The sequence below is a fragment of the Pseudomonas sp. NPDC089401 genome, assembly GCF_044749485.1.
In the GTDB taxonomy this organism is placed as follows: Bacteria; Pseudomonadota; Gammaproteobacteria; order Pseudomonadales; family Pseudomonadaceae; genus Aquipseudomonas.
This window is the reverse complement of record NZ_JBIVIA010000011.1, coordinates 32,056-52,676: the sequence shown is the minus strand read 5'-3', so window position 1 is coordinate 52,676 and position 20,621 is coordinate 32,056. Positions and strand designations below refer to the sequence as shown.

General features: G+C 68.8%; 6 protein-coding genes. 3 read left to right on the top strand and 3 right to left on the bottom strand.

The window, feature by feature from the left end; translation table 11 throughout:
- The first annotated feature begins 300 nt into the window (after positions 1-300).
- Positions 301-13,242 (top strand): non-ribosomal peptide synthetase, encoded by a 12,942-nt coding sequence (locus tag ACIP21_RS22550; RefSeq protein ID WP_400692304.1) that lies wholly within the window; start codon positions 301-303, stop codon positions 13,240-13,242.
- 106 nt (positions 13,243-13,348) lie between these two features.
- On the opposite strand, the gene dsbG is transcribed toward ACIP21_RS22550, so the two are convergent.
- The 3 genes from dsbG to dsbD are packed head-to-tail and all read right to left on the bottom strand — an operon-like array spanning position 13,349 to position 16,666.
- A complete protein-coding gene (gene dsbG / locus ACIP21_RS22545) occupies positions 13,349-14,107 on the bottom strand; it encodes a thiol:disulfide interchange protein DsbG (RefSeq protein WP_400692303.1) in 759 nt (252 codons plus the stop codon).
- 1 nt (position 14,108) lies between these two features.
- Positions 14,109-14,945, bottom strand: coding sequence for a prolipoprotein diacylglyceryl transferase family protein (locus ACIP21_RS22540; protein ID WP_400692300.1), 837 nt, complete (start codon positions 14,943-14,945; stop codon positions 14,109-14,111).
- Positions 14,945-16,666 (bottom strand): protein-disulfide reductase DsbD, encoded by a 1,722-nt coding sequence (gene dsbD / locus ACIP21_RS22535; protein WP_400692297.1) that lies wholly within the window; start codon positions 16,664-16,666, stop codon positions 14,945-14,947. The genes ACIP21_RS22540 and dsbD overlap by 1 nt, the downstream gene beginning before the upstream one ends.
- 592 nt (positions 16,667-17,258) lie before the next feature.
- Here dsbD and ACIP21_RS22530 point away from each other — a divergent pair.
- Both ACIP21_RS22530 and ACIP21_RS22525 read left to right on the top strand, forming a co-directional pair.
- A complete protein-coding gene (locus tag ACIP21_RS22530) occupies positions 17,259-20,090 on the top strand; it encodes a xanthine dehydrogenase family protein molybdopterin-binding subunit (RefSeq protein WP_400692294.1) in 2,832 nt (943 codons plus the stop codon).
- The gene (locus ACIP21_RS22525) at positions 20,083-20,619 is read left to right on the top strand and encodes a (2Fe-2S)-binding protein (RefSeq protein ID WP_400692291.1); all 537 of its coding nucleotides are present in this window, start codon (positions 20,083-20,085) and stop codon (positions 20,617-20,619) included. The genes ACIP21_RS22530 and ACIP21_RS22525 overlap by 8 nt, the downstream gene beginning before the upstream one ends.
- The last annotated feature ends 2 nt before the right edge of the window (positions 20,620-20,621 follow it).

Below are 20,621 nucleotides of genomic sequence, written 5' to 3'. Positions count from 1 at the left end.
CACCTTGTCTCGAACGGGAAAGGGAGCGCCCCCTCCGGGGCAAGCTTCCTGCGACGTGCGACAAACTATTCGCAATGATAATGATTGTCAAATACGGAAGTTAATGAGTTTCCATTAGTTTCAGTTCTAAGCCGCCAGGCGTGATGCAGATCACCTTTCACTCGTAACCAGGCGCCGCTGCAGCGGTAATTTCTTGCCTGGCCCATCCGTTCCCCTCTGTACATCCGGCCGCCGCATGCTGCCCGCCGACCCGCGCGGGGCAGCCGGCCCGACCCAACCAGACACTGGCAGGAACACCCCATGACGGACGCCTTCGAACTCCCGCTCTCGCTGGTCCAGGCCCTGGCGCAACGTGCCGCCCGGACCCCGGACCGCATCGCCCTGCGCTTTCTGGCCGATGCCCCCGGCGAGCAGGCCGTGCTCAGCTACCGGGACCTGGACGCGCGGGCGCGCACCATCGCCGCAGCCCTGCAGGCCCGCGCCGGGTTCGGCGAGCGTGCCGTGCTGCTGTTCCCCAGCGGCCCTGACTATGTGGCGGCCTTCTTCGGGTGCCTGTATGCCGGCATCATCGCCGTGCCGGCCTACCCGCCGGAATCCTCGCGGCATCACCATCAGGAGCGCCTGCTGTCGATCATCGACGACGCCGAGCCGCGCCTGTTGTTGACCGTGGCCGCGCTGCACGAAACCCTGCAAGGCCTGGATGCGCTGTCTGCCGCCAACGCCCCCGAACTGCTGGCCGTGGACAGCCTGGACCCGGCGCTGGCCGCGCACTGGCAGGCGCCGGTGCTCAAGGGCGAGGACATCGCCTTCCTGCAGTACACCTCCGGCTCCACCGCGCTGCCCAAGGGCGTGCAGGTCAGCCACGGCAACCTGGTGGCCAACGAGCAGTTGATCCGCGGCGGCTTCGGCATCGACCTCAACCCCGACGACGTGATCGTCAGCTGGCTGCCGCTGTACCACGACATGGGCCTGATCGGCGGCCTGCTGCAACCGATCTTCAGCGGCGTGCCCTGCGTACTGATGTCGCCGGGCTACTTCCTCGCCCGCCCACTGCGCTGGTTGCAGGCGATCAGCGAGTACGGCGGCACCATCAGTGGTGGCCCGGACTTCGCCTACCGCCTGTGCAGCGAGCGGGTCAGCGAGGCGGCCCTGGCCGGCCTCGACCTGAGCCGCTGGCGCGTGGCCTACTCCGGCTCCGAGCCGATCCGCCAGGACAGCCTCGACAGCTTCGCCGGCAAGTTCGCCGCCTGCGGCTTCCAGCCCGGCAGTTTCTTCGCCAGCTACGGCCTGGCCGAAGCCACCCTGTTCGTCAGCGGCAGCCGCCGTGGCCAGGGCATCGGCGCGCTGGAGCTGGACGCCGAAGCCTTCGCTGCCAACCGCGCCGAACCTGGCAAGGGCAGCGTGCTGATGAGCTGCGGCTACCCGCAGCCAGGGCATGCGGTGCGCATCGTCGAGCCCCAGCGCCTCGAAGAGCTCCCCGACAACCAGGTCGGCGAGATCTGGGCCGGCGGCCCGAGCATCGCCCTGGGCTACTGGCGCAACCCCGAAGCCAGCGCGCGTACCTTCGTCGAGATGGACGGCCAGACCTGGCTGCGTACCGGCGACCTCGGCTTCCTGCGTGACGGCGAGGTGTTCGTCACCGGGCGCCTCAAGGACATGCTCATCGTACGTGGCCAGAACCTCTACCCACAGGACCTGGAAAAGACCCTGGAACGCGAGGTCGAAGGGCTGCGCAAAGGCCGCGTGGCGGTGTTCGCCGTCGACGACCAGGGCGAAGAGGGCATCGGCGTGGCGGTGGAGATCAGCCGCAATGTGCAGAAGGCGGTCAAGCCCCAGGACCTGATCAAGACCCTGCGCCAGGTCATCGCCGATGCCTGCCGCCAGGCGCCGGCGGCGGTCCTGCTGCTCAACCCCGGCGCACTGCCGAAAACCTCCAGCGGCAAGCTGCAGCGTTCGGCCTGCCGCCAGCGCATGCACGATGGCAGCCTGGACTGCTACGCGCGCTTCCCGATGGCCGCCGAGCAGGCCGAGGCCATTGCCACGGCTGATGAGCTTCAGGCACGTATCGCCGGTATCTGGCGCGGGGTCCTCAAGGTCGAGGCGGTCGCCGCCGACGACCACTTCCTGCTGCTGGGCGGCAACTCCATCGCCGCCACCCAGGCCACCGCACGCCTGGCTGATGAACTGGGCATCGCGCTGAGCCTGCGTACCCTGTTCGAAGCCCCTGAGCTGGCCGACTACAGCGCCGCCGTGGCGGCCATCCTCGCCGCGGGCGGTGCCCAGGCCCAGGCCATCGCGACCCAGAGCCGTGCCCAGGCCTTGCCGCAGTCGCTGGCGCAGAACCGCCTGTGGCTGCTGTGGCAGCTGGAACCACAGTCTGCGGCCTACAACATCCCCGCCGGCCTGCACCTGCGTGGTGAGCTGGACCCCGCTGCGCTGGAGGCGGCCTTCCAGGCGCTGGTGGCGCGTCACGAATCGCTGCGCACGCTGTTCAGCGAGGAGGGCGGCCAGGCCTTGCAGCGCGTGCTGCCACAGCAGCCGTTCAACCTGCAGCGCCTGGACCTCGAAGGCCTGGGCGCCGATGCGCTGGCCGCGCGCCGCGAACACGAGGCGCAGCAGCCCTTCGACCTGACCCAGGGCCCGCTGCTGCGGGTAACCCTGGTGCGCCTGGACGACGAAGACCACCAGCTGTGGGTGACCCTGCACCATATCGTCGCCGACGGCTGGTCGCTGAACATCCTCCTCGACGAGTTCGCCAGGCTGTACGCCGTCCATTGCCAGGGCCTGGAGGCCAAGCTGGCGCCGTTGACCCTGGGTTACGCCGACTACGGCAGCTGGCAGCGGCAATGGCTGGCCGAAGGCGAAAGCGCGCGTCAGCTGGATTACTGGAAGGCCGCACTGGGCGATGAACTGCCGGTGCTCGACCTGCACCCGGACCAGCCGCGCACCAGCCAGCAACAGAACCGCGCCGCCCGCTACAGCGTCAAGGTGCCGGCCAGGCTGGCCGAAGCCCTCGATGGCCTGGCCCGGGAGCAGCAGGCCAGCCTGTTCATGGTCCTGCTGGCCGCCTGGCAAGGCCTGCTGCACCGCTACACCGGCCAGGGCGACATCCGCGTCGGCGTGCCCAACGCCAACCGCCCGCGCCAGGAAACCCAGGGCATGGTCGGCTTCTTCATCAACACCCAGGTGCTGCGCGCCCAGCTCGACGGGCGCCTGCCGTTCGCGCAGTTGCTGGCCCAGGTGCGCCAGGCCACCCTCGATGCCCAGGCCAACCAGGACCTGCCGTTCGAGCAGTTGCTCGAAGCGCTGCCCGAGGCCCGCGAGCAGGGCCTGTTCCAGGTCATGTTCAACCACCAGCAGCGCGACCTGTCGGCCCTGCGCCGCCTGCCGGGCCTGCTCGCCGAAGAGCTGCCGTGGCACAGCCGCGAAGCCAAGTTCGACCTGCAGCTGCACAGCGAGCAAGACCACCAGGGCCGCCTGAGCCTGGCCTTCGACTACGCCGCCGAGCGCTTCGAGGCCGCCACCGTCAAGCGCCTGGCCCAGCACCTGCTGGCGCTGCTCGAACAAGTCAGCGCCCAGCCGCAGCTGGCCCTGGGCGAGGTGCAACTGCTCGACGCCCCAGGCCGCGAGCAGCTTCTGGCCTGGGGCCAGGCCCCGGCCGATGCCCCACCGCGGCTGCTGGTCGAGCAGCTCAACGAACAGGCGCGCCTGACCCCGCAACGTACCGCCCTGGTGTGGGAGGGCGGCCGCCTCGACTACGCCGAGCTGCACCAGCAGGCCAACCGCCTGGCCCATTACCTGCGCGACAAGGGCGTCGGCCCCGACACCTGCGTGGCCATCGCCATCGAGCGTTCGCCGCAATTGCTGGTCGGCCTGCTGGCCATTCTCAAGGCCGGCGGCGCCTACGTGCCGCTGGACGTGGACTACCCGGCCGAGCGCCTGGCCTACATGCTGGGCGACTGCCAGGCCAACCTGCTGCTCAGCCACAGCAGCCTGCTCGGCACGCTGCCGCAGGTCGACGGGGTCAGCGCCATCGCCCTCGACCAGTTGCACCTGGACAGCTGGCCAAGCCACGCGCCGGGCCTGCACCTGCACGGCGACAACCTGGCCTACGTGATCTACACCTCCGGTTCCACCGGCCAGCCCAAAGGCGTCGGCAACACCCACGCGGCCCTGGCCGAGCGCCTGCAGTGGATGCAGGCGACCTACGCGCTGGACGAGCGCGACGTGCTGATGCAGAAGGCACCGATCAGCTTCGATGTCTCGGTGTGGGAATGCTTCTGGCCGCTGATGACCGGCTGCCAGCTGGTGCTGGCCGGCCCTGGCGAGCACCGCGACCCGCAGCGAATCGCCGCGCTGGTGCAGCAGCATGGGGTGACCACGCTGCACTTCGTGCCGCCGCTGCTGCAGGTGTTCGTGCAGGAGCCCCAGGCCGCCGCCTGCAGCAGCCTGCGCCGGCTGTTCTCGGGCGGCGAGGCGCTGCCTGCAGCCTTGCGCGACCGCGTGCTGCAACTGCTGCCGCAGGTGCAGCTGCACAACCGCTACGGCCCGACCGAAACCGCCATCAACGTCACCCACTGGCACTGCCAGGCCGAGGATGGCCCGCGCTCGCCGATTGGCCGCCCGCTGGGCAACGTGCTCTGCCGCGTGCTGGACGAGGAACTCGAACTGGCGGCGCCCGGCGTGCCGGGCGAGCTGTACCTTGGCGGCGCGGGCCTGGCCCGTGGCTACCTGGGGCGTCCAGGCCTGACTGCCGAGCGCTTCGTGCCCCAGGCCGATGGCGACGGCACGCGCCTGTACCGCAGTGGCGACCGCGCCCGCTGGCAGGTGCAAGCACAAGCCCTGGAATACCTGGGCCGCCTCGACCAACAGGTGAAGGTGCGTGGCTTCCGGGTCGAGCCGGAGGAAGTACAGGCCTGCCTGCTCGCCCAGCCCGGTGTCGAACAGGCGCTGGTACTGATCCACAAGGACGCCGTCGGCGCGCAACTGGTTGGCTACTACAGCGGTACGGCGGCGGCCGAAACCCTGCTGGCTGCGCTGTCGGCGCAATTGCCGGCGTACATGGTCCCGGCCCAGCTGATCGCCCTGGCGCACCTGCCGCTGGGCCCGAGCGGCAAGGTCGACCGCAAGGCCTTGCCGGCCCCGGTCTGGCAGCAGCGTGAACACGTCGAGCCGCAGACCGCGCTGCAACAGCAGGTCGCCGCCATCTGGCGCGAGGTGCTGAACCTGCCGCGCATCGGCCTGCACGATGATTTCTTCGCCCTCGGCGGCCACTCGCTGCTGGCCACCCAGATCGTCTCGCGCACCCGCCAGGCCTGCGATGTCGAGCTGCCGCTGAAAGTGCTGTTCGACGCCAGTGAACTGGGCGCGTTCTGCGCGTGCATCGCCGATCTGCGCCAGGCCGGCGCGCGCAACCAGCAAGGCGAGATCGCCCGCGTCGACCGCCGCCAGGCCGTGCCGCTGTCGTATTCCCAGCAGCGCATGTGGTTCCTCTGGCAGATGGAACCGGACAGCCCCGCCTACAACGTCGGCGGCATGGCGCGCCTGCGCGGCACCCTGCATGTGGACGCGTTCGAACGCGCCCTGCAGGCGTTGATCGTGCGCCACGAAACCCTGCGCACCACCTTCCCCAGCATCGATGGCGTGGCCTACCAGTGCGTGGCCGACGACAGCAACCTGCAGCTGCACTGGCAGGACTTCACCGCCTTGCCCGCCGATGCCCGCCAGCAGCGCCTGCAGCAGTTGGCCGACGACCAGGCGCACCAGCCGTTCGACCTGGAACGCGGCCCGCTGCTGCGCGCCTGCCTGGCCAAGACCGAGGACCGCGAGCACTTCTTCGTGCTGACCCTGCACCACATCGTCACCGAAGGCTGGGCTATGGACATCTTCGCCCGAGAACTGGGCGAGCTCTACGAAGCCTTCGTCGATGAGCGCGAGTCGCCGCTGGCACCGCTGCCGGTGCAGTACCTGGACTACAGCGTGTGGCAACGACAATGGCTCGAGGGCGGCGAGGGCGCCCGCCAGCTGGCCTACTGGAAGGCCCGCCTGGGCGACGAGCACCCGGTGCTGGCGCTGCCCGCCGATCGCCCACGCCCGGCGGTGCAGAGCCACCGTGGCGAATTGTTCCGCTTCGACCTGGACCCGGCCCTGGTCGCCCGCGTGCACGCCTTCAACAGCCAGCGCGGCCTGACCCTGTTCATGACCATGACCGCCACCCTGGCCGCCTTGCTGCACCGCTACAGCGGCCAGCGCGACCTGCGCATCGGCGCACCGGTGGCCAACCGCATCCGCCCGGAAAGCGAAGGGCTGATCGGCGCCTTCCTCAACACCCAGGTGCTGCGCTGCGAACTGGACGGGCAGATGACTGCCGCTGCGTTGCTCGAACAGGTGCGCCAGGCCGCCATCGAAGGCCAGTCGCACCAGGACCTGCCCTTCGACCAGCTGGTCGAAGCCCTGCAACCGCCGCGCAGCAGCGCCTACAACCCGCTGTTCCAGGTGATGTGCAACGTGCAGCGCTGGGCCTTCCAGCAAAGCCGCACGTTGGCCGGCATGCAGGTGGATTACCTGGTCAACGACGCCAGCGCCACCAAGTTCGACCTGTACCTGGAGGTCACTGACCTCGACGGCCGCCTGGGCTGCTGCCTGACCTACAGCCGCGACCTGTTCGACGAGCCGCGCATCGCCCGCATGGCCGAACACTGGCAGCAGTTGCTGGTCGGCCTGCTCGACAACCCCGAGCAGCGCCTGTGCGAGCTGCCGATGCTGCTCGATGCCGAGCAGCAGGTGCTGATCGGCCAGTTGCAGGGCGAGCACGATTTCGCCCTCGACCAGACCCTCCACGGCCTGTTCGCCGCCCAGGCCGCACGCACGCCGGGCGCCGGGGCGCTGACCTTCGCCGGCCAGCACATGAGCTACGCCGAGCTCGACCAGCAGGCCAACCGCCTGGCCCGCGCCCTGCGCGAGCGTGGCGTCGGCCCGCAGGTGCGGGTGGGCCTGGCGCTGGAGCGCTCGCTGGAGATGGTGGTCGGCCTGCTGGCCATCCTCAAGGCCGGTGGCGCCTATGTGCCGCTCGACCCGGAATACCCGCTCGAGCGCCTGCACTACATGATCGAGGACAGCCGCATCGGCCTGCTGCTGAGCCAGCGCGCCTTGCTCGAGACCCTCGGCGAACTGCCGGCAGGCGTGGCGCGCTGGTGCCTGGAGGACGACGCCGCGAGCCTGTCGGCCTACAGCGATGCGCCGCTGGACAACCTCAACCTGGCGCAGCACTCGGCCTACGTGATCTACACCTCCGGCTCCACCGGCAAGCCCAAGGGCGTGGTGGTCAGCCACGGTGAAATCGCCATGCACTGCCAGGCGGTGATCGAGGCCTTCGGCATGCGCAGCGACGACTGCGAGCTGCACTTCTACTCGATAAACTTCGACGCCGCCAGCGAACGCCTGCTGACGCCGCTGCTGTGCGGCGCCCGCGTGGTGCTGCGGGCCCAGGGCCAGTGGGGCGCCGAGGAAATCTGCCAGCTGCTGCGCGAGCAGCAGGTGAGCATCCTCGGCTTTACCCCGAGCTACGGCAGCCAGCTGGCCCAGTACCTGGCCGGGCAGGGCGAGCAGCTGCCGGTGCGCCTGGTGATCACCGGCGGCGAGGCGCTGACCGGCGAGCACCTGCAGCGCATCCGCCAGGCCTTCGCCCCGCAGCAGTTCTTCAACGCCTACGGCCCGACCGAAACCGTGGTCATGCCGCTGGCCTGCCTGGCGCCCGAGGTGCTGCCCGCCGATGCCGGCAGCGTGCCGATCGGCCGGGTGATCGGTGCCCGCACCGCGTATATCCTCGACGATGACCTGGCGCTGCTGCCGCAAGGCGGCATCGGTGAGCTTTACGTCGGCGGCGACGGCCTGGCCCAGAGCTACCACGACCGCCCGGGGCTGAGCGCCGAGCGCTTCGTCGCCGACCCGTTCAGCCAGGCCGGCGGGCGCCTGTACCGCACCGGCGACCTGGTGCGCCTGCGCGCGGACGGGTTGGTGGAATACGTCGGCCGTGCCGACCAGCAGGTGAAGATCCGCGGTTTCCGTATCGAACTGGGCGAGATCGAAAGCCGCCTGCAGGACCACGCCGACGTCGACGAGGCCGTGGTCCTGGCCCTCGACCTGCCGGGTGGCAAGCAACTCGTGGGTTACCTGGTGTGCAAGCAGGCCAGTGGCGACAGCGAGGCCCAGGCCCGCTTGCGCGAAGCGGTCAAGGCCGACGCCCGCCAGCAGTTGCCGGACTACATGGTGCCGGCCCACCTGGTGCTGCTCGACAGCCTGCCGCTGATGGGCAACGGCAAGCTTGACCGCCGTGCGCTGCCCGCGCCGGACCTGGAGCAGGCGCGCCAGCATTACCAGGCCCCGGCCAATGAACTGGAGCAGCAACTGGCGCAGGTCTGGCGCGAGGTGCTGAACGTCTCCCGGGTCGGCGTGCAGGACAACTTCTTCGAACTGGGCGGCGACTCGATCCTGTCGATCCAGGTGGTCAGCCGCGCGCGCCAGCTGGGCCTGCAGTTCACCCCGCGTGACCTGTTCCAGCACCAGACCATCCAGACCCTGGCGGCGGTTGTCAGCCGCAGCGCCGCGCCGAGCACCATCGAGCAAGGCCCGCGCGTGGGCCGCAGCGGCCTGACGCCGATCCAGCACTGGTTCTTCGAGAGTGACGTGGTACAACCGCAGCACTGGAACCAGGCAGTGTTGCTGGAGGCGCGCCAAGCGCTGGACGACGCCACCCTGGAGCAGGCCCTGGCCGCGTTGCTGAGCCACCACGACAGCCTGCGCCTGCGCTTCAGCCAAGGGCAGGCCGCGTTCGCGCCGGTGACCTCCGAGCAACTGCTGTGGACCGCCACGGTCGCCGACTTCGACGACTGCCAGGCGCTGTACACCGACCTGCAGCGCAGCCTCGACCTCGAGCAGGGCCCGCTGCTGCGCGCCTTGCTGGTCAGCGACGGGCAGGGCGCCCAGCGCCTGCTGCTGGCGATCCACCACCTGGTGGTCGACGGCGTGTCCTGGCGCGTGCTGCTGGAAGACTTGCAGGCGCTGTACCGTGGCCAGCCGCTGGTCGCCAAGACCCACGCCATGGCCGACTGGGCCGCGCGCCTGGCCAGCTACGCCGGCAGCGATTCGCTGCGTGACGAGCTGGGCTGGTGGCAAGGCCAGCTGGGTGACGTGCGCCACGAACTGCCGTGCGACCACCCCCAGGGCGGCAACCTGCACCTGCACGCCCGGACCCTGGCCATCGGCCTCGATGTGGCGCAGACCCGGCAGTTGCTGCAACAGGCGCCGGCGGCCTACCACACCCAGGTCAACGACCTGCTGCTGACCGCCCTGGCGCGCACCCTGTGCCGCTGGAGCGGTGACCAGGAAGTGCTGGTGCAGCTCGAGGGCCATGGCCGCGACGGGCTGTTCGAGGACATGGACCTGACCCGCAGCGTCGGCTGGTTCACCAATGCCTACCCGCTGCGCCTCAACCCGCAGGCCGGGGACGACGATGCCGCCCGTGCGGCGTCCATCAAGTGCATCAAGGAGCAGCTGCGCCAGGTGCCGCACAAGGGCCAGGGCTACGGCGTGCTGCGCTACCTCGCCGACCAGGCCGTGCGCGAAAGCATGGCGGCGCTGCCGCAGGCGCGCATCACCTTCAACTACCTGGGCCAGTTCGACCAGCAATTCGACGAAGCCGCGCTGTTCCAGCCACTGGATGCCCCGGCGGGGCTGGCCCACGACCTCGATGCGCCGCTGCCTAACTGGCTCAGCGTCGATGGCCAGGTGTATGGCGGCGCCTTGCAGCTGCGCTGGACCTTCAGCCGCGAACGCTTCGACGAGCAGACCATCGCCCAGCTGGCCGAAACCTATCGCCAGGAGCTGCTGGCGCTGGTCGAGCACTGCCTGGCCGACGGCAACGGCAGCTTCACGCCATCGGACTTCCCGCTGGCGCACCTGAGCCAGGCGCAGATCGACGCGCTGCCGGTGCCGGCCGCGCAGATCGAGGATGTCTACCCGCTGACGCCGATGCAGGAGGGCATGCTGCTGCACACCCTGCTGGAGCCGGGCACCGGCCTGTACTACATGCAGGACCGCTACCGCATCAACAGCGCCCTCGACCCCGAGCGCTTCGCCCAGGCCTGGCAGGCCGTGGTGGCGCGCCACGAAGCGCTGCGCGCCTCGTTCAGCTGGAACGCCGGCGAGAGCATGCTGCAGATCATCCACAAGCCGGGCAACACGCCGGTGGACTACCAGGACTGGCGCGCGCTCGACGCCCAGGCCCAGGAAGCGCGCCTGCAAGCCCTGCACAAGCAGGAGCGCGAAGCCGGCTTTGCCCTGCTGCAAGAAGCACCGTTCCACCTGCGCCTGGTCCGCGTCGCCGACGCGCGCTACTGGTTCATGATGAGCAACCACCACATTCTCATCGATGCCTGGTGCCGCTCGCTGCTGATGAACGACTTCTTCGAGATCTACCAGGCCCTCGGCGAAGGCCGCCAGGCCCAGCTGCCGGTGCCGCCGCGCTACCGCGACTACATCGGCTGGCTGCAACGCCAGGACCTCGACGAGGCGCGCGGCTGGTGGCAGGCCAACCTGGCCGGTTTCGAACGCGCCACGGCGCTCCCCAGCGACCGCCCGCTGCGCCACGACCACGCCGGTGACGGCATGGTGGTCGGCGACTGCTACACCCGCCTCGAGGTCAGCGACGGCGTGCGCCTGCGCGAGCTGGCCCAGGCTCACCAGCTGACCATCAACACCTTCGCCCAGGCGGCCTGGGCCCTGGTGCTGGCGCGCTACAGCGGCGACCGCGACGTGGCCTTCGGCGTCACCGTGGCCGGGCGCCCGGTGAGCCTGCCGCAGATGCAGCGCACCGTCGGCCTGTTCATCAACAGCATCGCCCTGCGCGTGCAACTGCCCGAACCTGGCCAGCGCCGCAGCGTGCGGCAGTGGCTGCAAGGCCTGCTGGAACGCAACATGGAGCTGCGCGAATACGAGTACCTGCCGCTGGTGGCGATCCAGGAGTGCAGCGAACTGCCCAAGGGCCAGCCGCTGTTCAACAGCCTGTTCGTGTTCGAGAACGCGCCGGTGGAAACCGCGGTGCTCGACCATGCCCAGCACCTCAATGCCACCTCCGACTCGGGCCGTACCCACACCAACTTCCCGCTGACGGCGGTGTGCTACCCGGGCGACGACCTGGGCCTGCACCTGTCGTTCGACCAGCGCTACTTCGACTACCCGACCGTCGAGCGCCTGCTGGCCGAGTTCAAGCGCCTGCTGCTGGCACTGGTGCAGGGCTTCGAGGGCGAGGTCAGCGCACTGCCGCTGCTGGGAGAGGACGAACAACGCTTCCTGCTCGAGGACTGCAACCGCAGCCAACGGGCCTACCCGCTGGAGCAGAGCTACGTCGCCCTGTTCGAGGCGCAGGTTGCGGCGCACCCCGAGCGCACCGTGGCCCGCTGCCTGGAGGCGTCCTATGACTACGCCGGGCTGAACCTGGCGGCCAACCGCCTGGGCCATGCCCTGGTCGGCGCTGGCGTGGCGGTCGATCAACCGGTGGCGCTGCTGGCCGAACGTGGCCTGCCGCTGCTGGGCATGATCGTCGGCAGCTTCAAGGCCGGCGCCGGCTACCTGCCGCTGGACCCCGGGCTGCCGTCGGCGCGGCTGCAACGCATCGTCGAACTCAGCCGCACGCCGGTGCTGGTCTGCAGTGCGGCCTGTGCCGGGCAGGCGCGCCAGCTGCTGGATGAACTGGCGGGCGTGGCGCGGCCGCAACTGCTGGTGTGGGAAGACATCCAGGCCAGCCAAGTCGCCAGCCACAACCCGGGCATCCACAGCGGGCCGGACAACCTCGCCTACGTGATCTACACCTCCGGTTCCACCGGCCTGCCCAAGGGCGTGATGGTCGAGCAGCGCGGCATGCTCAACAACCAGCTGAGCAAGGTGCCGTACCTGGCCTTGAGCGAACATGACGTGATTGCCCAGACGGCTTCGCAAAGCTTCGACATTTCGGTCTGGCAGTTCCTCGCCGCGCCGCTGTTCGGGGCCAGGGTCGAGATCGTGCCGAACGCCATCGCCCATGACCCGCAGGGCTTGCTGGCCCATGTGCAGGCCACCGCCATCAGCGTGCTGGAAAGCGTGCCATCGCTGATCCAGGGCATGCTGGCCAACGATCACCAGGCCCTCGACGGCCTGCGCTGGATGCTGCCGACCGGTGAAGCCATGCCGCCGGAACTGGCTGCGCAGTGGTTGCAGCGTTACCCGGCTATCGGCCTGGTCAACGCCTATGGGCCGGCGGAGTGTTCGGACGACGTGGCGTTCTTCCGGGTCGATGCCGACTCCACCCGTGGCAGCTACTTGCCGATCGGCACGCCGACCGACAACAACCGGCTGTTCCTCTACGGCGAGGACCAGGCCCTGGTGCCGCTGGGCGCGGTGGGTGAGCTGTGCGTCGCCGGCACCGGCGTCGGTCGTGGTTATGTCGGCGACCCGGTGCGCACCGCCCTGGCGTTCATCCCGCATCCGCACGGGGCGCCGGGCGAGCGCCTGTACCGCACCGGCGATTTGGCGCGGCAGCGCCCGGACGGGGTGCTCGAATACGTCGGGCGCATCGACCATCAGGTGAAGATCCGCGGCTACCGCATCGAACTGGGCGAGATCGAGGCACGCCTTCACGAGCAGGCCGAAATCCGTGATGCGGCGGTGGGCGTGCAGGAGGGCGCCAACGGCAAGCACCTGGTCGGCTACCTGGTGGCACACCAGGGCATCACGGCCGATGCCGCGCTGCTGGAGCAGGTCAAGCAACGCCTGCGCGCCGAGCTGCCGGAGTACATGGTGCCGCTGCACTGGGGCTGGTTCGCCAGCCTGCCGCACAACGCCAACGGCAAGCTCGACCGCAAGGCGCTGCCGGCCATCGAGATCGGCGGGCAGCACAGCCAGGCCTACCTGGCGCCGCGTGATGAGCTGGAGGAGACGTTGGCCAGCATCTGGGCCGATGTGCTCAAGGCCGAGCGGGTTGGGGTGCACGACAACTTCTTCGAGCTGGGCGGGCATTCGCTGCTGGCCACGCAGATCGCCTCGCGGGTGCAGAAGCAACTGCAACTGAACGTGCCGCTGCGGGCGATGTTCGAGTGCAGCACGGTGGAGGAACTGGCCGAGTATGTGCGCGGGTTGCAGGGCAGTGTGCTGGATGACGACAAGGTTGACCGGCTCAGTGACCTGATGGCCGAGCTCGAAGGGCTTTGATGTGATGGGCTAGCCTGCACCGGCCTCTTCGCGGGTAAACCCGCTCCCACAGGGACCTGTGGGAGCGGGTTTACCCGCGAAGAGGCCGGCACAGGCAGCCCGGGCGTCAGCGCTTGCCGAGAATCTTGCCCAGCAACTCCGGCCGCGGCGCACCTTGCTGGCTCTGCAGGTTGCCTTGCTCATCCTGATAGAAGATCGCCGGCGTCGCCTGCAGCCCCATCTCCTCCATCAGCGCCATGTTCGCGGCCAGCTTCTGCTGTACCGCCTCCGGCACCTTCTCCAGCGGCTTCAGGCTGCTCGCCTTGCCGGCCTGCTCATGCTCGTGCAACGCCTTGGCCGGGTCCTTGGCCGCCAGCAGCGCTGCCGACTTGCCCGGGCTGTCCTCACGGATGATGCCAACCATGATATGGCGCAGCTGCACCTTGCCCGATTCCACCCAAGGCCGCGCCTGCTCCCAGAACATGTTGCAGTACGGGCAGTTCGGGTCGCTGAACAGGTATACCTTGCGCGGCGCGCTGTCCTTGCCGTCGGCGATCCACGCGGTCTTTTCCATCTTCGCCCAGATTTCCTTGCTCATCGGCGCGTACACCAGTTTTTGCAGGGGCTCGGCGCTGAGGTCCTTGCCCTGTTCGTCGAACAGGCTGCCGACCAGCACATGCTTGCCGTCCGCGGTCAGGTACAGGGCCAGGGCGTTGTTCTGGTACTCGGCGGCATAGCCGCGCAGGCCGTCGGGCGCGTCGAAGCTGCCCTTGATCACGGCGCCCTTGGCTTGCAGTTGCTGCACCGCCTTGGGCAGCTCTTCGGCCTGCACCAGCGGGGCGGCCAGCAGGGCCAGGGACAGGGGCAGCAGGGCAGTCAGTCGCATGTCAGTTTCCTTGTGCGGCAGGGGCGGGAGCGGCGGCCCGTTCGAAAGGTTCCAGGGCATGGTGCAGGCTGGCCCGCGACAGTTCGCCGAGGTGGCTGCCGATCAAGCGGCCGTCGGCGTCGTAGAACAGCGTGGTGGGCAGCGCCATCGAGCCGACCCGCTGGGCCAGCACGCCGGTGCCGTCGAACAGCACATGGGTCAGGCTCAGCCCGGTGGTGGCGAGAAAGGTGCTGACGTTTTCCGGCGTTTCGCCCTGGTTGACGAACAGGAAGGTCACGTGGGGGTATTCGCCCTGGGCCTGTTGCAGCACCGGCATTTCGCGGCGGCAGGGTGGGCACCAGGTGGCCCAGATGTTGATCACCAGTGGCTTGCCGCGGTAGCTGTGCAGCTCGACCGACTGCCCGGCGGCCGTGCGCAGGGCGAGTTCCGGCAGCGCCGTGCCTTTGCTGTACAGGTGGCTGCCCAGGCTGGCCAGGCCCCAGAACAGCGCGCCGCTGAACAGCGCCCAGCCCAGCGGGCGGCGCAATCCGGGCTGGCGCCAGCCCTGCCAGAGCGTGGCGATGACGATGCCGGCCAGGCCCGACCAGAGCAGGAAGCCGCCGTCGCGGATGTCGATGATCTGCAGCGGTTCATCGCGGTACATCGGCCAGTAGGCCAGCACGAAGCCCGCGCGGGCGCACAGCAGGCCGACCAGGAACAGGTTGAACAGCGCCGACTCCGGGCTCTGGCCACCGCGTCGAGCAGCCCACCAGCCGACCAGGCAGGCGATGCCCAGGGCGGCAAGCATCAGCAGGTGATTGAGGGCCATGGTCAATGGCCCGAGGGTGACCGTCAGCATCAGCCTTGGCTCCGGGTCTGGGTCCAGTGTTGCAGGAACGCGGCCGCATCCACCTCGCCGGTGATGCGCCGCGCGCGGCGTTCCTCGCCCTCCGGGCCGAGCCAGACGATGCTCGGCGGGCCGGGCACCTGGTAGCGCTGCAGCAGGGCGCGGCTGGCCGGCGAGTCGGCGGTCACGTCCAGGCGCAGCAGGTGCACGCCGGCCAGGCTGGCTTGCACGTCGGGGCGGGTGAACACCTGTTTTTCCATGACCTTGCACGACACGCACCAGTCGGCGTAGTAGTCGACCATCACCCACTGGCCACGGGCCTTGGCGGCGTCCAGCTCGCGTTGCAGGGCTTCAGGGCTGCTGACGGTGACGAAGTGCGGGTCGGCCTGCTGGGCGACGGCGGGGCTGCTGCTGCCGGCGAATGGCCGCAGCGGTTGCCACAGGTCATCGCCGCCGGCCGCAGCGCCGACCAGCAGCAGGCCGCCCCACAGCGCGCCGAGCAGCGGCACCGCGCGCAGCGCCGGCACGCGCTGCAGGGCCGGCCAGGTGGCCCAGCCCAGGGCGATCAGCCAGGCGCCGCTCAGGGCCAGCAGCAGCGGGGCGTTCAGCAGGCTGCGCACGGTATAGAGGGCCATGGCCAGGAAGACGAAGCCGAACACGCCTTTGACCCGGTTCATCCACGCGCCGGGGCGCGGCAGGTAGCGGTTGCCCAGGGTCACCAGCAACAGCAGCGGCACGCCCATGCCCAGGCCGAGGCTGAACAGCACCAGCGCGCCCTGCAGCACATCGCCGCTCTGCGCGATGTACAGCAGCGCCCCGGCCAACGGCGCGGTCATGCACGGGCCCAGCAGCAGGCCGGACAGCGCGCCGAGCAGGGCGGCACCATACAGGTTGCCGCCACGGGTGCCTTGCCCGGCGCGGTCCAGGCGATCGCGCAGGGCGGCGGGCAGTTGCAGTTCGAAGGCGCCGAACATCGGCAGGGCCAGCAGGATGAACAGCACCGCCAGGCTGCCCAGCAGCCAGGGTTGCTGCAACCAGGCCTGCAGGCTGGCGCCGAGCAGTGCGGCGACCACGCCCAGCGCTGCGTACACCAGCGCCATGCTCAGCACGTAGGTGCCGGCCAGCACCCAGCCACGGCGGGCGCTGGCGCCATTGCCCAGCACCAATCCCGCGAGGATCGGCAGCATCGGCAGCGTGCAGGGTGTGAAGGCCAGCAGCAGGCCCAGGCCGAAGAAGGCCAGCAGGCTCCAGGCCAGGCTGGCGCTTTGCAGGTCGCTGGCGAGCGCCTGGTCGCTGGCCTGTTGGTTACCGGCGGCGGCGACCGGCGTGCTGCCGCCCAGGTCGATGGCAGTGGTCTGGGGTGGGTAGCACAGCCCGGCATCGGCGCAGCCCTGCCAACCGAGGCGCAGCTGGCCCTGGGCATTGGCCGGGACCAGCAGTTCGAGCTGTTCGCGGTACACCGTACTGTCGCCGAAGAACTCGTCGTGGTGGTTCAGGCCCGGGGGCAGTTGCGGCTGCTGGTCGGCGGCCAGGCCGTCGAACTTCAGGCGCTTCTGGTACAGGTAGTAGCCCGGCTTGATCTGGAAGTACAGGCGCATCCGGCCGTCGGCCTGGCGGTCGTGGGTGAGCACGAAGGCCTGGTTGACGGGCAGGAAGTCGGGCTTGGCGTCGAACGGGTTGGCCTGCAACGGGCCGGCCAGGAGGAACGTCAGGAAGAGCAGGAAAATGCGCATGTCTTCGCCTTGGCAGTACGGGAATGGTGGCCATGCTGGCTGGGAACGATTAACCCAAGGTTAACCGTTGTTTGGGTTCTGTGGGGCTGTGTCGGGGCAGACAGGTATCCGCCTCAAGATCTCTGTGGCCTGTGAGATCGAGCGCCGCCCGCGCGGCGCTTCGCGGGTGAACCCGCTCCCACATTTGTTGCAACGTGCCGAACCTGTCAGGCCATGGTCGCCTGCCTTGGTGCATGCCTTGAGGCAGGTGGGGCGGCATCAATGCCCACCGCGATATCCCGTCATGCCAACAAGGCTGACAACCATGCCCTCACAGACATGGCCACGTTGCAACAAATGTGGGAGCGGGTTTACCCGCGAAGCGCCGCGCGGGCGGCGCTCGATCTCACAGGCCCCACAATACTCAAGGCATGCACCTGCCCGCCCAGCGCAAATCCCTCGACACACCGCGACATATTGTCGGCTTGACTTTGCTTATACCCATTCCCTTGCTGTAAAGTTGACGCGTAAGTCAGATTTTCCTGACTCGCGGTACAACCCCCGCACAAGAATTAGAAAATGGGCAGAACCCCCTCTGCCCAGAGGATCAAGCATGTCCAACCGTGATATTTCCCGGCGCGCCTTCCTGCAAGGCGGCCTGATCGCTGGTGTCGGCGTGACCATGGCGCCGCTCGGCAGCCAGGCGTTCGCCGCGCTGATGGAGGACCGCGTCACCACCTCGCCGCAGAAGTGGATGAACCATGACGGCAAGGCGCGGTTCCGTAACGACGCGTTGTCCAAGGTCTGTGGCAACAAGGTCTTCGCCCGCGACATCCGCGCCAAGGACATGCCCGGCTGGCCCACCCGGCAGGGCCATGCGCTGCTGCTCAAGGCGACCAAGGTCGACCGCCTGTATGCCGGCCATGACCTCAGCCTGCTCGGCGCCGAGCTGCAGCCGGACCGCATCGTCACCGCCGCCGACCTGGAACAGGACGGCATCGCCTGGCCCGAGGCCCATTCGCCCGACCCGCTGCTGCCGCCCGGCAAGGTGCCGATGTTCATCGGCCACCCGGTGGCGATCCTGATCTGGCACGACTTCGAGCGCTTCCGCCAGGCCAAGCGCAAGCTGCAGTTCAACGACCAGGCGATCCAGTACGGCGCCCAGGCCCCGTTGTACCAGCGCGACCCCTACGGCAGCTTCCGCTTCGTGCGCGTGGGCGGTGCCACGCCGTTCGATGACGATGAATTCTCCAGCCTGAAGAATTCCATGCTGTTCCCCACCATCCTCAACCGCAAGCCGGTGTGGTCGAAACAACCCAACCAGCACGGCGACCTGACCGAGCAGGGCCTGTTCTACGCCAAGCGCATGGCCGAACAACTGGACAACCCGCCCGAGGACTGGCTGGTCTTCGACGAGCGCTACAAGACGCCGTCGATCGAGCCGGCTGCCCTGGAGCCGGACAACGGCAACGGCTGGTACGACCCGGCGACAGGCACCCTGCATTTCGTGGTGGCGACCCAGTGCCCGTTCGAAGTGGCGCAGGAATGCGTGCACATGATCAAGCCGTCGCGTTTCGCCCTGAACACCCTCAACATGCACCCGGGCTACACCGTGGGCTACGGCTCCAAAGACAACAACATCTTCGTCTTCTACGCCGCCGTGGCCGCGCTGTACGGCGCCGGTGTGCCGATCCGCCTGGCCAACGACCGCTACGAGCAGTTCCAGAGCGGCATCAAGCGCCACGCCTTCGAAATCCGCTACCAGCTGGCGGTGGACAAGAAGGACAACAGCTTCCGGATCTTCCGCGCCGACCTCAGCTGCGACGGTGGCGGGCGTATCAACTACAGCCCGTCGGTGGCAGCGGTGGGGGCCACCGCTGCGCAATCGATCTACTACATGCCGCAGAACGATCTGTCGGTGACCGCCTACTACTCGCGCGGCGTCGAGGCCGGCTCCATGCGCGGCTACGGCACCCTGCAGACCATGGCCGCCACCGAGATGATGGTCGACGAGATCGCCGGCCGCCTGGGCGTCGATGCCATCGACCTGCGCCGCGCCAACGCGCTGAAGTCGGGCATGAAGAACACCCAGGGCGCGGTCCCGGCCGGTGCCCTGCGCCTCTACGAGATCCTCGACAAGGCCGCCGTGCATGACCTCTGGCGAAACCGCGATGCGCACAAGCAGCAGATGGACGCCAAGGACCCGGACCACTGGTACGGCGTCGGCTTCGCCATCTGCCAGAAGGACTTCGGCACCGGCTCCGAAGCGCCCATGGCCAGCATCGAGTTCAGCCGCGACGGGCGCATCAGCCTGCGCCACATCGGCACCGAGCTGGGTACCGGCATGTCCACCTCCCAGGCCCTGGTGGTCAGCGATTTCCTCGGCCGCTCGGCCGACGAGGTCAAGACCGCCGTCACCGAATGGCCGGAACTGGGCCTGACCACCAGCGGCAACCCGTACCTGATCAGCCAGGCCGAGCAGGACGCCGCGCTGCGCAACCCACGCTGGGTCGGCAAGCTGGCCTCGCCGTCATCGGCGACCAACTCGGCGTTCTACTTCAGCCACGCCACCCGCGAAGCGGCGCGGGCACTGTTCAATCACGGCCTGTGGCCGGCGGCCATGGCCATCTGGAGCCAAGGCCCGCACGGTGGCCAGGCCAACCCGCTGGTGGTCCGCCGGGAAAACGCGGTGTGGGTCAACGGCGAGCTGACCGGCAACGGCCTGGCACCGATCCCGTTCGCCCAGCTGGCGCAGAAGGCCCACGACATGGGCCTGGTCACCGGCGTCAGCGTGCACGCGTTCAACCGCTGGAGCTGGGCCGAGGCCGACTTCGTCATCGACGGCGTGCGCGAGCGCTTCCCGCTCGATGCCGTGGCGGTGAAGTACGGCGACGGCGCGGTCAACGCCAAGAAGGCGCAGATGAGCAGCCACGGCTACCACCTGCTCGACCGGCAGAACGCCGCCTACCCGGACACCCAGCTGAACAACGCCATGGTCACCTATTACAGCCCGGTGGCGACCCTGGTCGAAATCAAGGTCAACAAGGGCACCCATGAAGTGCAGGTGCTCAACCACCACAGCTGGGTCGAGTGCGGCCGGGTGCTGGTGCCGGAGCTGGTCAAGGGCCAGCTGGAGGGCGGTATCGCCATGGGGATCGGCCATGCGCTGACCGAGGAAATGCCGCTGCACGAAGGCGGGCCCGGGGAGGGCGACTGGAACTTCAACCGCTACCGCCTGCCCCATGCGCGCGACGTGGCGGTATGGACGCAGACCAGCGAGATCCTCCCGCCGTTGTCACCGACCGACCCGTCCAAGGGCATCGCCGAAGTGGTGATGATCCCGGTGGTCGGTGCCATCGGCAACGCCGTGGCGCATGCCATCGGCAAGCGCGTGCGCGATCTCCCCCTCACCCCAGCCCGTATCAAGGAGGCCCTCAATGGCTAACCGTCCACTGCACCTGACCCTCAACGGTCAACCGGTCGGCCCGGTCGAGGTCCCCGACGACCTGGCGATGCTCGACTACCTGCACGAACACCAGAACCTCACCGGTTCGCGCCTGGGCTGCGGCCAGGGCATCTGCCACGCCTGCGTGGTGATCGTCGACAACCCCGACGGCACCTGCGAGGAAGTGCGTACCTGCATCACCGGCGCCCATTACTTCGAGGGCAAGCAGGTCCGCACCATCGAAGGCCACGCCAGGCAGGACGAGGCCGGCAACCTGACGCTGAACCCGATCCAGCAGAAGTTCGTCGACCTGTTCGCCTTCCAGTGCAGCTACTGCGCCCCGGGCTTCGTCAACGCCGCCACGGTGCTGGTGGAAACCGCCCAGCGCCAGCCGTTGAAAAAGAGCGAAGTGGAGGAGCGCATCGAGGCCAGCCTCGGCCACCACATCTGCCGCTGCACCGGTTACGTGCGTTACTACGACGCCACCCGCGCGGTGCTCAATGACCTCGGCCTGGTCAAGGAGGGTTGAGC

Excerpts from the sequence above, each read along its gene's own strand:
- dsbD (WP_400692297.1), bottom strand. The coding sequence starts at position 16,666 with ATGCGCATTTTCCTGCTCTTCCTGACGTTCCTCCTGGCCGGCCCGTTG.
- ACIP21_RS22540 (WP_400692300.1), bottom strand. The coding sequence starts at position 14,945 with ATGCTGACGGTCACCCTCGGGCCATTGACCATGGCCCTCAATCACCTG.
- ACIP21_RS22525 (WP_400692291.1), top strand. The coding sequence starts at position 20,083 with ATGGCTAACCGTCCACTGCACCTGACCCTCAACGGTCAACCGGTCGGC.
- ACIP21_RS22530 (WP_400692294.1), top strand. The coding sequence starts at position 17,259 with ATGTCCAACCGTGATATTTCCCGGCGCGCCTTCCTGCAAGGCGGCCTG.
- dsbG (WP_400692303.1), bottom strand. The coding sequence starts at position 14,107 with ATGCGACTGACTGCCCTGCTGCCCCTGTCCCTGGCCCTGCTGGCCGCC.
- ACIP21_RS22550 (WP_400692304.1), top strand. The coding sequence starts at position 301 with ATGACGGACGCCTTCGAACTCCCGCTCTCGCTGGTCCAGGCCCTGGCG.